This window comes from Pseudomonas sp. FP2254 (genome assembly GCF_030687695.1).
In the GTDB taxonomy this organism is placed as follows: domain Bacteria; phylum Pseudomonadota; class Gammaproteobacteria; order Pseudomonadales; family Pseudomonadaceae; genus Aquipseudomonas; species Aquipseudomonas quebecensis.
On record NZ_CP117444.1, the window covers coordinates 4329838 to 4345555 of the forward strand.

Annotated in this window: 12 protein-coding genes; 11 read left to right on the top strand and 1 reads right to left on the bottom strand. The window is 62.4% G+C overall.

The features are described 5' to 3' along the window. Positions 1-73: 73 nt before the first annotated feature. The 3 genes from PSH94_RS19945 (at position 74) to PSH94_RS19955 (ending at position 3337) form a co-directional block, all read left to right on the top strand. The gene (locus tag PSH94_RS19945) at positions 74-538 is read left to right on the top strand and encodes an LTXXQ domain protein (RefSeq protein ID WP_181080079.1); all 465 of its coding nucleotides are present in this window, start codon (positions 74-76) and stop codon (positions 536-538) included. A gap of 67 nt (positions 539-605) precedes the next feature. Continuing rightward, positions 606-1952: a HAMP domain-containing sensor histidine kinase gene (locus tag PSH94_RS19950; protein ID WP_305435610.1), complete on the top strand. Its 1347-nt coding sequence runs from the start codon at positions 606-608 to the stop codon at positions 1950-1952. A gap of 35 nt (positions 1953-1987) precedes the next feature. Then, positions 1988-3337, top strand: a complete 1350-nt coding sequence (locus tag PSH94_RS19955; protein WP_305435611.1) for a CoA transferase — start codon at positions 1988-1990, stop codon at positions 3335-3337. 27 nt (positions 3338-3364) lie between these two features. Here the strand turns inward: PSH94_RS19955 and arcD (PSH94_RS19960) are convergent, their stop codons facing one another. Further along, positions 3365-4792, bottom strand: coding sequence for an arginine-ornithine antiporter (gene arcD / locus PSH94_RS19960; protein ID WP_253509137.1), 1428 nt, complete (start codon positions 4790-4792; stop codon positions 3365-3367). Positions 4793-5238: 446 nt separating this feature from the next. On the opposite strand from arcD (PSH94_RS19960), the gene arcD (PSH94_RS19965) reads away from it, so the two are divergent. From arcD (PSH94_RS19965) to gcvP, 8 genes are all read left to right on the top strand, one after another. Beyond that, entirely contained in the window at positions 5239-6666 is a 1428-nt protein-coding gene (gene arcD / locus PSH94_RS19965; protein WP_181080075.1) for an arginine-ornithine antiporter, read from the top strand. A 24-nt stretch (positions 6667-6690) separates the two neighbouring features. Beyond that, positions 6691-7947, top strand: coding sequence for an arginine deiminase (arcA, locus tag PSH94_RS19970; protein WP_305435612.1), 1257 nt, complete (start codon positions 6691-6693; stop codon positions 7945-7947). 69 nt (positions 7948-8016) lie between these two features. After that, positions 8017-9027, top strand: coding sequence for an ornithine carbamoyltransferase (locus PSH94_RS19975; RefSeq protein WP_034100131.1), 1011 nt, complete (start codon positions 8017-8019; stop codon positions 9025-9027). An 88-nt stretch (positions 9028-9115) separates the two neighbouring features. Then, positions 9116-10045, top strand: coding sequence for a carbamate kinase (gene arcC, locus PSH94_RS19980; protein WP_181080073.1), 930 nt, complete (start codon positions 9116-9118; stop codon positions 10043-10045). A gap of 18 nt (positions 10046-10063) precedes the next feature. Continuing rightward, entirely contained in the window at positions 10064-10426 is a 363-nt protein-coding gene (locus PSH94_RS19985; RefSeq protein ID WP_181080072.1) for a DUF5064 family protein, read from the top strand. A 123-nt stretch (positions 10427-10549) separates the two neighbouring features. Then, positions 10550-12058: a sigma-54-dependent transcriptional regulator gene (locus PSH94_RS19990; RefSeq protein ID WP_181080071.1), complete on the top strand. Its 1509-nt coding sequence runs from the start codon at positions 10550-10552 to the stop codon at positions 12056-12058. A gap of 351 nt (positions 12059-12409) precedes the next feature. Next, a complete protein-coding gene (gcvH, locus tag PSH94_RS19995) occupies positions 12410-12793 on the top strand; it encodes a glycine cleavage system protein GcvH (RefSeq protein WP_181080070.1) in 384 nt (127 codons plus the stop codon). 10 nt (positions 12794-12803) lie between these two features. Beyond that, positions 12804-15644: an aminomethyl-transferring glycine dehydrogenase gene (gene gcvP, locus PSH94_RS20000; RefSeq protein ID WP_305435613.1), complete on the top strand. Its 2841-nt coding sequence runs from the start codon at positions 12804-12806 to the stop codon at positions 15642-15644. Positions 15645-15718 lie beyond the last annotated feature (74 nt).

The following is a 15718-nucleotide window of genomic DNA, read 5'->3' on the forward strand; positions in this document are numbered from 1 at the left end:
TGACCGCCGCTGACCTTGGTCTGCGTAACCTACTCACATCCGGATTCACCGGAATAGAGACAGGAGAATCACCATGCGCAAGACCCTTATCGCTTTGATGTTCGCCGCAGCCCTGCCCACTGTCGCCATGGCCATGCCGGAAGGCCCGACACCAGGCCCGATGGGCGGTCCTGAAGGCCACATGATGGGTGGCCCGGGTCACGGCGAACACGGTCCGCGCGGCAAAGGCGGTCCGTTCAGCCAACTGGACCTGAGCAAAGAACAGCGTGAGCAGATCGGCAAGCTGATGGGCGATCAATGGCACGCTCGCAAGGATCTGGTCAAAAAGTACCTGGCCAAACTCCCGGCCGCCGACCAGAAAGCCATGCAGGATGAAATCGATGCCGGGCGTCAGAAAACCCAGGCCGATATCCGTAACCTGCTCAAGCCCGACCAGCAGAAGAAGTACGACGAGATCGTCAAAAAACAAGCCGAGCGTCGGGCCGAGTGGCAGCAATTCCAGGCCTGGAAAGCGCAACAGCCGCAAAAAGCGCAATAATGCTCTGGCGTTAATCTCCCAGCCCAGTGGCCCACGCCACTGGGCTTTTCCTGTTTGAGGGTGTCCTGTGCGTTCATTGTTCTGGCGGATCCTGGCGAGTTTCTGGCTGGCCATCGCCCTGGTTGCCGGTTTGTCGATCCTGCTGGGGCACATGCTCAATCAGGATGCATGGATTCTCAGCCGCCACCCTGGCCTCAACAACCTGGCCCAGGAGTGGACCCAACTCTACGAGGCCCAGGGCGAGGACGCGGCCCAGGAGTTGCTGCAGCAACGCAAGCGCCAGTATCACATTGATGTGCAAGTGCTGAACGAAAGCGGCGACCCGGTGGTGCGCGGCACCTTTCCGCGTCGCGCCGCGGCGTTCGAAGCCCGGCAAAACGACAGCAAGGACGGCCACCTGCCCTGGCGCCGCCTGACCGCCGAGTACACCAGCGACAAAACCGGCGACACCTATTTGCTGATCTACCGCATTCCTCATCCGGAACTCGACGAATGGCATCGCAGCAGCCTGGCCTGGCCCTTGAGCGCCCTGGCCATCGCCCTGGTGGTGCTGACGCTGTTCAGCCTGTTCGTCACCTTGTCCATTACCCGTCCGCTCAGCCGCCTGCGCGGCGCGGTACACGACCTGGGCCAGGCCACCTACCAACAGAACAGCCTGGCGCGCCTGGCCAATCGGCGCGATGAATTCGGCGTATTGGCCACCGACTTCAACCGCATGGGCGCCCGCCTGCAAAGCTTGATCGGCAGCCAGCGCCAGTTGTTGCGCGACGTGTCCCACGAACTGCGCTCGCCCCTGGCGCGTCTGCGTATCGCCCTGGCCCTGGCCGAACGCGCCAGCCCCGAAGAACGCGAGCGACTCTGGCCGCGCCTGACCCGCGAATGCGACCGCCTGGAGGCGCTGATCAGCGAGATTCTGGTATTGGCCCGCGTTGACGCCGACAACGCCAGCGCCGAAGAGGTGGACCTCTACACGTTGCTCAAAACCTTGCAAAAAGATGCCCAGCTCAGCGCACCCGACCAAGTGGTACGCCTGACCACCGACGCCGACCTGCACCTCAAGGGCTGGCCGACCATGATCGAGCGGGCGGTGGATAACCTGCTGCGCAATGCCCAGCGCTTCAACCCTGCGGGCCAGCCCATCGAATTACAGGCCCAGCGTCTGGGTGAGCGCATTGTGATCAGCGTGCGCGACCATGGGCCCGGGGTTGATGCCGAACACCTGAGCCAACTGGGCGAGCCGTTCTACCGCGCCCCAGGCCAGACCGCCCAGGGCCACGGGCTGGGCCTGGCGATCGCACGGCGAGCGGCGGAACGCCACGGCGGCAGCCTGGAGCTGGCCAATCACCCGACCGGCGGCTTTATCGCCAGCCTCGACCTGCCGCTGCAACCCGGGGTTGTCACACCCGCCGGCTGATCTTCTATAGTGGTCCTTCTCCCGGAGGGCCTTTGATGACTGACCTGCTGACTTCCATCCAAGCCGCGCTCGATCTACCGCAAACGCCGCTGCCTCTGACCGGCGCCGGCGCCCTGCCCTCGGCCTTCGCCGTGACCGACCTGGCCTGCGCCGGCCTCGGCGCCGCCGGCCAGGCCGTGGCCGAGCTGATCCGGCAACAGACCGGCCGCCTGCCCGACGTCAGCGTGGACCGACGTCTGGCGTCCTGGTGGTTCTCGTCCTCACTGCGCCCGCGGGGCTGGCATGTGCCGCCGCTGTGGGACCCGGTGGCCGGCGATTACGCCAGCGCCGACGGCTGGATTCGTCTGCACACCAATGCACCCCATCACCGTGCCGCCGCCGAGCAGGTGCTGGGCCAGGTCCGTGATCGCACCGAGATGGCCGGCAAGGTCGCCGCCTGGAAGGCCGCGGAACTGGAGCAGGCAATGGTCGAGGCCGGCGGTTGTGCCGCGCAGATGCGTACCGGGTCGGCCTGGCAGCAACATCCCCAAGGGCAGGCGGTGAATGCCGAGGCACTGGTGCAGCGTCAGACGTTTGCGGCCACCACGGCCAAACCCTGGCGCGGCTCGGTGGCCCGCCCGCTGGCAGGGCTCAAGGTGCTGGACCTGACCCGCGTCCTGGCCGGCCCGGTGGCCAGTCGCTTCCTGGCCGGGCTGGGGGCGGATGTGCTGCGCATCGACTCGCCGACCTGGGACGAACCGGGCGTGGTGCCGGAAATGACCCTGGGCAAACGCTGCGCGCGGCTGGATTTGAAAACCCAGGATGGTCGGCAGCTGTTCGAAGCCTTGCTCAAGGACGCCGACCTTTTGTTCCACGGTTATCGCGCCGACGCCCTCGAACGCTTGGGCTACAGCGCCGACAGCCTGCAACGCCTGGCCCCCGGCCTGATCGACGTGAGCCTTAACGCCTATGGCTGGAGCGGCCCATGGCGCAACCGCCGCGGCTTCGACAGCCTGGTGCAGATGAGCTGCGGCATCGCCGAGGCGGGCATGGCCTGGCAACAGGCGGACAAACCGCTGCCGTTGCCAGTGCAGGCGCTGGACCACGGCACCGGCTACCTCATGGCCGCCAGCGCGCTGCAGGCATTGCGCGAACGCTTGCAGTCCGGACGTGGTGGATCGGTGCGCTTGTCCCTGGCGCGTACGGCAAAGCTGCTGATGGAAGCAGGGCAAGCGCCACAGGAACCGGCGCTGAGGCCCGAGGAGCCAGGCGACCTGGGGCTGCTGGTCGAACACACCCATTGGGGCCCGGCGCACCGGCTGCTGCCCCCCGTGAGCATCAACGGCACACCGCTGCAATGGGATCGGCCGGCCGTAGAATTGGGTTCACATCGGCCACAGTGGTGATCGACCGTCCAGGCGTACGGCTGCCCGTCACAATGACAATACCCCGCTGTATAACCCGTATGCCGCCAGGCCCGCGCCGGCGATCACGCAGCTGAAAATGCCTTTTTCCACGTGGGTAAACAACGGTAGAGCCTGTTCGCGCTTGGCCAGGGCGAACAGGATCACACCGGGCGCATAGAGCAACGCCGACAACAGCAGGTACTTCAGACCTCCGGCATACAGCAGCCAGATCGCATAACCGAGGGCGATCAGGCCGATAAGCAAGTCTTTGAGGCGCTCGCGGGGCGCGTCTTGATAGGTCTCGCCGCGCCCGCTCAGCAACACTGCGTACGCCGCCGACCACAGGTAAGGCACCAGAATCATCGAAGAAGCCAGGTAGATCAGCTTGGTGTAGGTGCTGTGGGAAAACAGCGTGATCACCAGGAATGCCTGGATCATCAAGTTGGTCAGCCACAGCGCGTTGACCGGCACCTGGTTGGCGTTTTCCTTTTTGAGGAACGCCGGCATGGTCTTGTCATGGGCCGTGGCGTACAGAATTTCCGCGCACAACAGTGCCCAGGACAGCAACGCACCGAGCAGCGACACTGCCAGCCCGACGCTGATCAACAGCGCGCCCCACGGCCCGACGATGCGCTCAAGCACCCCGGCCAGCGACGGGTTCTGCAGCCCCGCCAACTCCGGCTGGCTCATGATGCCCAGGGACAGCACATTCACCAGCACTAACAGCGCCAGCACGCCGAGAAAACCGATCACCGTGGCTCGCCCTACGTCGGCACGTTTCTCGGCCCGCGCCGAATACACGCTGGCGCCTTCAATGCCGATAAACACAAACACGGTGACCAGCATCATGTTGCGCACCTGCTCCACCACCCCGCCGATCTGCGGGTTGCCCAGGCCCCAGATATCCCGGGTGAACACGTCAGCCTTGAACGCCACGGCGGCGATCACGATAAACATCAGCAGCGGGACGATTTTCGCGATGGTGGTGATCTGGTTGATGAACGCCGCTTCCTTGATGCCGCGCAGCACCAGGAAATGCACAGCCCACAGCAACAACGAAGCGCAGCCGATGGCCACCGGGGTGTTGCCCTGACCGAAGGCCGGGAAGAAATAGCCGAGGGTGCTGAACAGCAAGACGAAGTAGCCGACGTTACCCATCCAGGCGCTGATCCAGTAACCCCAGGCCGATGAAAAGCCCATGTAGTCGCCAAAGCCGGCCTTGGCATAGGCATACACCCCGGAGTCCAGCTCCGGTTTGCGGTTGGCCAGGGTCTGGAACACGAAGGCCAGGGTCAGCATGCCCACGGCAGTGATCGCCCAGCCGATCAACACCGCGCCCACTTCGGCACGTGCCGCCATGTTCTGCGGCAACGAGAAAATTCCCCCACCGATCATGGACCCCACCACCAGCGCGATCAGGCCGCTGAGGCGAAGTTTCTCGCTTGTTTGAGACATGAGTACTCCTGACTGAATAACGACTTGAGTCGACAACTGTGCACCCAACTTAATTTAACTAAGCGAGTGTAGCGCTTGTTTACGGCGCCACTATTTCGCCATGCTCATAACGCAAGCGCATGACAGATGTTCGAGTTTAGGCTTATTTAGAATTTAAATACGGCGCACACTTTAAATCATTGCGCGCTTGTTCGCGGTCAGCGTCGAAAAAGTTTGCACATTTGGCAATCCCGTCTAGCTTCAAACCCCATGCCTTGCACTAAATGATTAATTCCAACGCACAAAGCGCTCTGGAACAAGCCTCTGCGGGAAAATCCGTGCGTACAGGGTCGCCGTTAAGTCATTAATTCGCAATGGAATGTGCCAATGAAGTGATCTGAGTCAGCTGTTTGATCAGCTTACGGATTTATTCTGTGGCCTCTCTTCTCCTGCATTGGAGTCATGCAATGTCTGAATCTCCCGGAAAACTTCGATTAGGCGCCCTGGTTGCACTTGTCGTCGGTTCGATGATCGGCGGCGGCATCTTTTCACTGCCGCAAAACATGGCCGCGAGCGCCGATGTGGGCGCGGTATTGATCGGCTGGGTCATTACCGCGATCGGCATGCTGACCCTGGCATTCGTGTTCCAGACCCTGGCCAATCGCAAGCCCGACCTCGACGGCGGCGTGTACGCCTACGCCAAGGCCGGGTTTGGCGACTACATGGGCTTTTCATCGGCCTGGGGTTACTGGATCAGCGCCTGGCTGGGTAACGTCGGCTACTTCGTGCTGTTGTTCAGCACCCTGGGCTATTTCTTTCCGATCTTCGGCGAAGGCAATACGCCAGCGGCGGTGATCGGCGCCTCGGTGTTGCTGTGGGCCGTGCATTTCCTGGTGCTGCGCGGCATCAAGGAAGCGGCGTTCATCAACCTGGTGACCACCGTCGCCAAGGTGGTGCCGCTGGTGCTGTTCGTGTTGATCGCCCTGTTCGCGTTCAAGCTGGACATCTTCACCGCTGACATCTGGGGCGTGAAAAACCCGGACCTGGGCAGTGTGATGAACCAGGTGCGCAACATGATGCTGGTCACCGTATGGGTGTTCATCGGCATCGAGGGCGCGAGCATCTTCTCGGCACGCGCTGAAAAACGCAGTGACGTGGGCAAGGCCACCGTGATCGGGTTCATCACGGTGCTGTTGTTCCTGATGCTGGTGAACGTGCTGTCCCTGGGCATCATGACCCAACCGGAACTGGCCAAGCTGCAGAACCCATCGATGGCCGCTGTGCTGGAGCACGTGGTCGGCCACTGGGGCGCGGTGTTGATCAGCGTCGGCCTGATTATCTCGCTGCTGGGCGCGTTGCTGTCATGGGTGCTGCTGTGCGCGGAGATCATGTTCGCCGCCGCCAAGGACCACACCATGCCGGCGTTCCTGCGCAAGGAAAACGCCAACCACGTGCCGACCAACGCACTGTGGCTGACCAACGCCATGGTCCAGCTGTTCCTGGTAATCACACTGTTTTCCGCCAGTACGTACCTGTCGCTGATCTACCTCGCCACCTCGATGATCCTGGTGCCTTACCTGTGGTCGGCGGCCTACGCGCTGCTGCTGGCGGTGCGTGGCGAGACCTACGAAAACGCCCTGGCCGAGCGCAAAAAAGACCTGTTCATCGGCGCCGTCGCGCTGATCTACGCGATCTGGCTGCTCTACGCCGGCGGCATCAAGTACCTGCTGCTGTCCGCCCTGCTCTATGCGCCCGGCGCGATTCTGTTCGCCAAGGCCAAGCATGAACTGGGCAAACCGATTTTCACCAACGTCGAGAAGCTGATTTTCGCCGCGGTAGTCATAGGCGCCCTGGTGGCTGCCTACGGGCTCTACGACGGCTTCCTGACCTTGTAATTGTTGTTCATTGGAGGATCTGAAATGACCACGGAAAAAGTGAAGTACGGCGTCCACTCCGAAGCCGGCAAACTGCGCAAAGTCATGGTGTGCTCCCCCGGTTTGGCCCACCAGCGGCTGACCCCCAACAACTGCGATGAACTGCTGTTCGATGACGTGCTGTGGGTGGCGCAGGCCAAGCGCGACCATTTCGATTTCGTCACCAAGATGCGCGAGCGGGACATTGATGTGCTGGAAATGCACAACCTGCTGACCGATATCGTCGCCCTCCCCGAGGCGCTGGACTGGATCCTGGCGCGCAAGATCACCGCCAACACGGTAGGCCTGGGCCTGGTCGATGAAGTCGGCTCCTGGCTGCGCAGCCTGGAGCCGCGCAAAATCGCCGAGTTCCTGATCGGCGGCGTGTCGGCCGATGACCTGCCGGGCAGCTTCGGTGGCCGCACCATCGAGATGTTCCGCGAATTCCTCGGCCACTCCAGCTTCATCCTGCCGCCGCTGCCCAACACTCAGTTCACCCGCGACACCACCTGCTGGATCTACGGCGGCGTGACCCTCAACCCGATGTACTGGCCGGCGCGACGTCAGGAAACCCTGCTGACCAGCGCCATCTACAAATTCCACCCCGAGTTCACCAACGCCGACTTCCAGATCTGGTACGGCGACCCTGACCAGGAGCATGGCGCCGCCACGCTTGAAGGCGGTGACGTGATGCCGATCGGCAATGGCGTGGTATTGATCGGCATGGGCGAGCGCTCGTCCCACCAGGCCATCGGCCAGCTGGCGCGCAACCTGTTCAAGAACAACGCCGTGGAGCGCGTGATCGTCGCCGGCCTGCCGAAGTCCCGCGCAGCGATGCACCTGGACACCGTGTTCAGCTTCTGCGACCGCGACCTGGTCACCGTCTTCCCTGAAGTGGTCAATCAGATCGTGCCGTTTACCCTGCGTCCTGACGAGAGCAAGCCGCACGGTATCGATATCCAGCGGGAAAAAACCAACTTCGTCGAGACCGTGGCCGCGGCGCTCAACCTCAAGGCCCTGCGCGTGGTCGAGACCGGCGGCAACAGCTTTGCCGCCGAGCGCGAGCAGTGGGACGACGGCAACAACGTGGTGGCCGTGGAGCCGGGCGTGGTAATCGGCTACGACCGCAACACCTACACCAATACCCTGCTGCGCAAGGCCGGCGTGGAAGTCATCACCATCAGCGCCGGTGAACTCGGCCGTGGCCGTGGCGGCGGCCACTGCATGACCTGCCCGATCATCCGCGACCCAATCGACTACTAATTTTCAAGCCATGGCCGCCGCTCATAAGGCGCCGGCCATGGGGATAACCTAAACAGAAGGAGATCCATCATGGCTTTCAATATGCGCAACCGCAGCCTGCTGTCGCTGATGCACCACACCACCCGTGAGCTGCATTACCTGCTGGACCTGTCCCGCGACCTCAAGCGCGCCAAGTACACCGGCACTGAGCGTCCGCACCTGCAAGGCAAGAACATCGCGCTGATTTTCGAAAAAACCTCCACCCGCACCCGCTGCGCGTTCGAAGTGGCGGCCCATGACCAGGGCGCGCACGTCACCTACATCGACCCCGTGTCGTCGCAGATCGGCCACAAAGAAAGCATGAAAGACACCGCGCGCGTGCTTGGCCGGATGTTCGATGCCATCGAGTACCGTGGCTTCGAACAGGAAATCGTCGAAGAGCTGGCCAAGTTTGCCGGCGTGCCGGTGTTCAACGGCCTCACCGCCGAGTTCCACCCCACCCAAATGATCGCCGATACACTGACCATGCGCGAACACAGCGACAAACCGCTGCATGACATCAGCTACGCCTACCTGGGCGACGCGCGCTACAACATGGGCAACTCGCTGCTGATGATCGGCGCCAAGCTCGGCATGGACGTGCGCATCGGCGCGCCGAAAGCCCTGTGGCCCCATGAAGATTTCATCAAGCAATGCCAGGCCTTCGCCGAGGAAAGCGGCGCGCGCATCACCATCACCGAAGACCCCAAAGAGGCCGTGAAGGGCGTGGACTTCATCCACACCGATATCTGGGTGTCCATGGGCGAACCGGTGGAAGCGTGGGACGAACGCATCGAGCAACTGCTGCCGTACCAGGTCAACGCCCAGATGATGAAAGCCTCGGGCAACCCTCGGGTGAAATTCATGCACTGCCTGCCGGCGTTCCACAACAGCGAAACCAAGGTCGGCAAAGACATCGCCGCGCGCTACCCGAACCTGGCCAATGGTGTGGAGGTGACCGAAGAGGTGTTCGAGTCGCCGGCCAACATCGCCTTTGAGCAGGCGGAAAACCGCATGCACACCATCAAGGCGATTCTGGTATCGGCGCTGGCGGATATCTAAAGGCTACACGGGTGAAGTGTGGGAGGGGCCTGCCCCCGCCCACCTTGGTCCTGTGTTCGCAACATCGAACTTTGGAAGGACATTCTTTATGCGCATCGTCGTAGCCCTGGGCGGTAACGCCCTGCTCCGCCGTGGTGAACCCATGACCGCGGACAACCAACGCGCCAATATCCGCATCGCCACCGAACAGATCGCCAAGATCCACCCCGGCAACGAGCTAGTGATCGCCCACGGCAATGGCCCGCAGGTCGGCCTGCTGTCGTTGCAGGCGGCGGCCTACACCAGCGTCTCGCCCTACCCGCTGGACGTGCTGGGCGCCGAGACCGAAGGCATGATCGGCTACATCATCGAACAGGAGCTGGGCAACCTGCTGGACTTTGAAGTGCCGTTCGCCACCCTGCTCACCCAGGTGGAAGTCGACGCCAACGACCCGGCGTTCAAGCACCCCACCAAGCCCATCGGCCCTGTGTATTCCAAGGACGAAGCGGAAAAACTCGCCGCTGAAAAAGGCTGGGCGATTGCCCCGGACGGCGATAAATACCGCCGCGTGGTCGCCAGCCCACGCCCCAAACGCATCTTTGAAATTCGCCCGATCAAGTGGCTGCTGGAAAAAAGCGCCATCGTGATCTGCGCCGGCGGCGGCGGCATCCCGACGATGTATGGCGAAGACGGCAAACTGCAGGGCATCGAGGCCGTGATCGACAAAGACCTGTGCTCGTCGCTGCTGGCCACACAACTGGACGCGGACTTGCTGGTGATCGCCACCGACGTCAACGCAGCCTTTATCGATTATGGCAAGCCGACCCAGAAGGCCATCGGCCAGGCCCACCCCGACGACATGGAAAAACTCGGCTTCGCCGCCGGCTCCATGGGGCCCAAGGTACAGGCCGCCTGCGAGTTCGCCCGCCGCACTGGCAAAACCGCCGTGATCGGTTCACTCTCGGACATCGAAGCCATCGTCCAGGGCACCGCCGGTACACGCATCAGCACGGCGACACCTGGCATCACCTATCTGTGAAGTAGAGGAGATTCGCCTATGGCTACCTTTGAACCGGGACACTTGCACGTCGAACGCCACGCGTTGAACAAGGATGACTACAGCTACAACCTGTGCATCGATTACGAAGTCAGCCAGGACCCAAAGGAAGGTAAGGGCATGCTGTTCAAACTGCACGGTTCGGTCCAGGGCCAGGACCTCAAGGAAGAGTTCTTTTTGCCCAAAGACCAGGCCTTCGACTTTGCCCGGCATGCGATGAACATTGCGCAGAAATATGGGATGCCGAAGATGGCCGTACTCAATGGCTCAATGCACAAGCAGTACGACCTGATGTTCGAGGACGTGCGGCATCAGTTGGACGTGAAATCGGGCGATCCGGTCAAACCCGAACACCTGGGATAATCCGGTTGCGCTGACCCACTACCGTTCGATCTGTGGGAGGGGGCGAGCTCCCTCCCAGTTTGATCTCTATCGCCTGCAAGGCATACTGGGCACCCTCCGCATCCCAGAATCCAACGCCACCTCATGCGTATCCACGTCAGCTTCATCGACCGCGTCGGCATTACCCAGGAAGTCCTGGCCTTACTCGGTGGGCGTAACCTCAACCTGGATGCGGTGGAAATGGTGCCGCCCAACGTCTATATCGATGCACCGACGTTGAGTGCCGAAGTACTTGAAGAACTGCGTGACGCGCTGTTCAGCGTGCAGGGCGTGCAGGCAGTGACCGTGGTGGACATCCTCCCCGGCCAACGCCGCCACCTGCAACTCGACGCCCTGCTGGCCGCCATGACCGACCCGGTGCTGGCCGTGGACAGCGCCGGCAAGATCCTGCTGGCCAACCCGGCGTTGATCGCGCTGTACGGGCGCGAACCGGCCGGCGAAAGCATCAGCGCGCTGTTCAATGACGCGGCCCTGCTGGAGACCTTGCTGGAGGTAGGCTTTCGCCTGCCGCTGCGCGAAATCAGCGTCAACGGCCAAACCTGGTTGCTTGACGCCACACCCATCACCGACGCCGGCGCCCTGCTCACCCTCTACCAGCCCAACCGCATCGGCGAACAACTGTCGGCCCTGCACCACGACCATGCCGAAGGCTTCGATGCGCTGCTGGGCGAGTCCCCGGTCATCCGCACGCTCAAGGCCCGCGCACAACGGGTGGCGGCGCTGGACGCGCCGTTGTTGATCCAGGGCGAAACCGGTACCGGCAAGGAACTGGTGGCCCGCGCCTGCCACGCCATCAGCGCACGCGCCAGTGCGCCGTTCCTGGCGTTGAACTGCGCGGCGCTGCCGGAAAACCTGGCCGAGAGCGAATTGTTCGGCTACGCCCCCGGCGCCTTTACCGGCGCGCAGCGCGGCGGCAAACCGGGGCTCATGGAGCTGGCCAACCAGGGCACGGTATTTCTCGATGAAATCGGCGAAATGTCACCGTACCTGCAAGCCAAACTGCTGCGTTTTCTTAACGACGGCAGCTTCCGGCGCGTCGGTGGCGACCGTGAGGTGAAGGTCAACGTGCGCATCCTCAGCGCCACGCACCGCGACCTGGAAAAAATGGTCAGCGAGGGCACCTTCCGCGAAGACCTGTTCTATCGCCTCAATGTGCTCAACGTGGAAGTGCCGCCCCTGCGCCAACGTGGTCAGGACATTCTGCTGCTGGCGCGCTATTTCATGCAGCAGGCCTGCGCGCAGATCCAGCGTCCGGTGTGCCGCCTGGCGCCCGGCACCTACCCGGCGCTGCTGGGCAACCGCTGGCCGGGCAACGTGCGCCAGTTGCAGAACGTGATCTTTCGCGCGGCGGCGATCTGCGAAAGCAGCCTGGTGGACATCGGCGACCTGGATATCGCCGGCACCTCCGTCGCGCGTCAGAGCGATGGTGAGGTCGACAGCCTGGAACAGGCCGTGGAAGACTTCGAGCGCGACCTACTCGAAAAGCTCTACACCAGCTACCCCTCGACGCGCCAACTGGCCAGCCGCCTGCAAACTTCGCACACGGCCATTGCCCATCGACTGCGCAAGTACGGTATTCCCAACAAGCCCTGACATCGGGTGCAGGGGAGTTGACTATGGAACACCGGCAAGCCCCCTCCCACATTGTGTGCATTGCCAGGGTTTGGTCTGAGAACGACATTCACTGTACTGAAAGCGCTACAGCGTAACGATATCGCTACAACCCTGTTTTTTGCGCGCCATGCAAGGCTTTGATCCACATAGGCTTTTTTTCAGCAGCCCAGCTGTAGCGAAATCGCTACAGCTAAAGCGTCTCCCTTTCCGCCAAATTCTATTAAGCCTTTGATTTTTATAGATTAAATTACATTGGCCGCGATTTTGCTAAGCAACTCCTAATTATTCCAATCCCGTCCACCAGACGAATTCTGGCCCTGAGGAGTTTGCATGAGCGAGTTGCGTTTTACCGAAGATCACGAATGGCTGCGCGCCGAAGCCGATGGCAGCGTCACCGTGGGCATCACCGCTTTCGCTCAGAACGCGCTGGGTGATGTGGTTTTCGTACAACTGCCGGAGTTGCAGACTTACGATAAGGGCGCCGAAGCATCCACCGTTGAATCGGTCAAAGCCGCCAGCGGCGTGTACATGCCGTTGGACGGTGACGTGCTCGAAGTGAACGACAAACTCAGTGACAGCCCGGAACTGGTCAATGAAGACCCACTGGGCGAAGGTTGGTTCTTCCGCTTTAAACCGGCCGATGCCAATGCAGTGGCTAAGCTGTTGGATCAGGATGCGTACGACCGCCTGATCAAAGCCAACGCTGAAGCCTGAGGAGCGCGCCATGACCATTGAATTGAGCACCGCCAACGAATTCATCGCCCGCCACATCGGCCCGCGCCAGGCAGACGAGCAGCACATGCTCGCCAGCCTGGGCTTTGACTCCCTGGAAGCCCTGAGCGCCAGCGTGATCCCGGAAAGCATCAAGGGCACCAGCGTGCTCGGCCTGGAAGACGGCCTGAGCGAAGCCGAGGCGCTGGCGCGGATCAAAGCCATCGCCGGCCAGAACCAACTGTTCAAGACCTACATCGGCCAGGGTTACTACAACTGCCACACGCCGTCGCCGATCCTGCGCAACCTCCTGGAAAACCCGGCCTGGTACACCGCCTACACCCCCTACCAGCCGGAGATTTCCCAGGGCCGCCTGGAAGCGCTGCTGAATTTCCAGACCCTGATCAGCGACCTCACCGGCCTGCCGATCGCCAACGCATCGCTGCTCGACGAAGCCACCGCCGCCGCCGAAGCCATGACCTTCTGCAAGCGCTTGAGCAAGAACAAAGGCAGCAATGCCTTCTTCGCCTCGATCCACAGCCACCCGCAGACCCTTGACGTGCTGCGCACCCGTGCCGAGCCATTGGGCATCGACGTGGTGGTGGGCGACGAACGCGAACTGAGCGACGTCAGCCCATTCTTCGGCGCCCTGCTGCAATACCCGGCCAGCAACGGCGATGTGTTCGACTACCGCGAACTGACCGAGCGCTTCCACGCAGCCAACGCCTTGGTGGCCGTGGCTGCCGACTTGCTGGCCCTGACCCTGCTGACGCCTCCGGGCGAATTCGGTGCCGACGTGGCCATCGGCAGCGCGCAGCGCTTCGGTGTACCGCTGGGCTTTGGTGGGCCGCACGCCGCCTACTTCTCCACCAAGGATGCGTTCAAGCGCGACATGCCGGGCCGTCTGGTCGGCGTGTCCGTGGACCGTTTCGGCAAGCCGGCCCTGCGCCTGGCCATGCAGACCCGCGAGCAACATATCCGCCGCGAGAAAGCCACGTCCAACATCTGCACCGCTCAAGTGCTGCTGGCCAACATCGCCAGCATGTATGCGGTGTACCACGGCCCTAAAGGCCTGACGCAGATCGCCCAGCGCATTCACCAATTGACCGCCATCCTCGCCAAGGGCCTGACCGCTCTGGGCGTTAAGGTCGAGCAAGCGCACTTCTTCGACACCCTGACCCTCAACACTGGTGCCGCCACCGCTGCCCTGCACGACAAGGCCCGCGCCCAGCGCATCAACCTGCGGGTGGTCGACGCCGAGCGGGTCGGCCTGTCGGTCGATGAAACCACCACCCAGGCCGACATCCAGGCGCTGTGGGCGATCTTCGCCGACGGCAAGGCCCTGCCCGCCTTCGATGCCCAGGTCGACAGCTGCCTGCCGGCGACGCTGCTGCGTCAGTCGGCGATCCTCAGCCACCCGGTGTTCAACCGTTATCACTCCGAAACCGAATTGATGCGCTACCTGCGCAAACTGGCCGACAAAGACCTGGCGCTGGACCGCACCATGATCCCGCTGGGTTCGTGCACCATGAAGCTCAATGCCGCCAGCGAGATGATCCCGGTGACCTGGGCCGAGTTCGGTGCCCTGCACCCATTCGCTCCGGCCGAGCAAAGCGCCGGCTACCAGCAACTGACCGCGGACCTAGAAGCCATGCTCTGCGCAGCCACCGGCTACGATGCTATCTCCCTGCAACCGAACGCCGGTTCCCAGGGTGAATACGCCGGTCTGCTGGCGATCCGTGCCTACCATCAGAGCCGTGGCGAAGCCCGTCGCGATATCTGCCTGATCCCCTCGTCGGCCCACGGCACCAACCCGGCTACCGCCAACATGGCCGGTATGCGCGTGGTCGTCACCGCCTGCGACGCCCGTGGCAACGTCGACATCGAAGACCTGCGCGCTAAAGCCATCGAGCATCGCGAGCACCTGGCCGCACTGATGATCACCTACCCGTCCACCCACGGCGTGTTCGAAGAAGGCATCCGCGAAATCTGCGCGATCATCCACGACAACGGCGGCCAGGTGTACATCGACGGCGCCAACATGAACGCCATGGTTGGCCTGTGCGCACCGGGCAAGTTCGGCGGCGATGTGTCCCATCTGAACCTGCACAAAACGTTCTGCATTCCCCACGGCGGCGGCGGCCCGGGCGTCGGCCCGATTGGCGTCAAATCGCACCTCACGCCATTCCTGCCGGGCCATGCGGCCATGGAACGCAAGGAAGGCGCGGTGTGCGCGGCGCCATTCGGCAGCGCGAGCATCCTGCCGATCACCTGGATGTATATCAGCATGATGGGCGGCGCGGGCCTCAAGCGCGCTTCGCAGTTGGCGATCCTGAACGCCAACTACATTTCCCGTCGCCTCGAAGAGCACTACCCCGTGCTGTACACCGGCAGCAACGGCCTGGTGGCGCACGAGTGCATCCTGGACCTGCGCCCGCTCAAGGACAGCAGCGGCATCAGCGTGGATGACGTGGCCAAGCGTCTGATCGACTTTGGTTTCCATGCCCCGACCATGTCGTTCCCGGTGGCGGGCACCCTGATGATCGAACCGACCGAGAGCGAATCCAAGGAAGAGCTGGACCGTTTCTGCGACGCGATGATCGCCATCCGCGAAGAAATTCGCGCGGTGGAAAACGGCACCCTGGATAAAGACGACAACCCGCTCAAGAACGCGCCACACACTGCGGCCGAACTGGTGGGCGAATGGAGCCACCCGTACAGCCGTGAACAGGCGGTGTACCCGGTGGCCTCGTTGATCGACGGCAAGTACTGGCCACCGGTTGGCCGGGTCGACAACGTGTTTGGCGATCGCAACCTGGTGTGTGCGTGCCCGTCGATCGAGCTTTATGCCTAAAGCAGTTGTAAGCGGCAAGCTACAAGCTGCAAGTTAAAAGCCGAATGGCTCTTTCTTGCAGCTTGTGGCTTGGA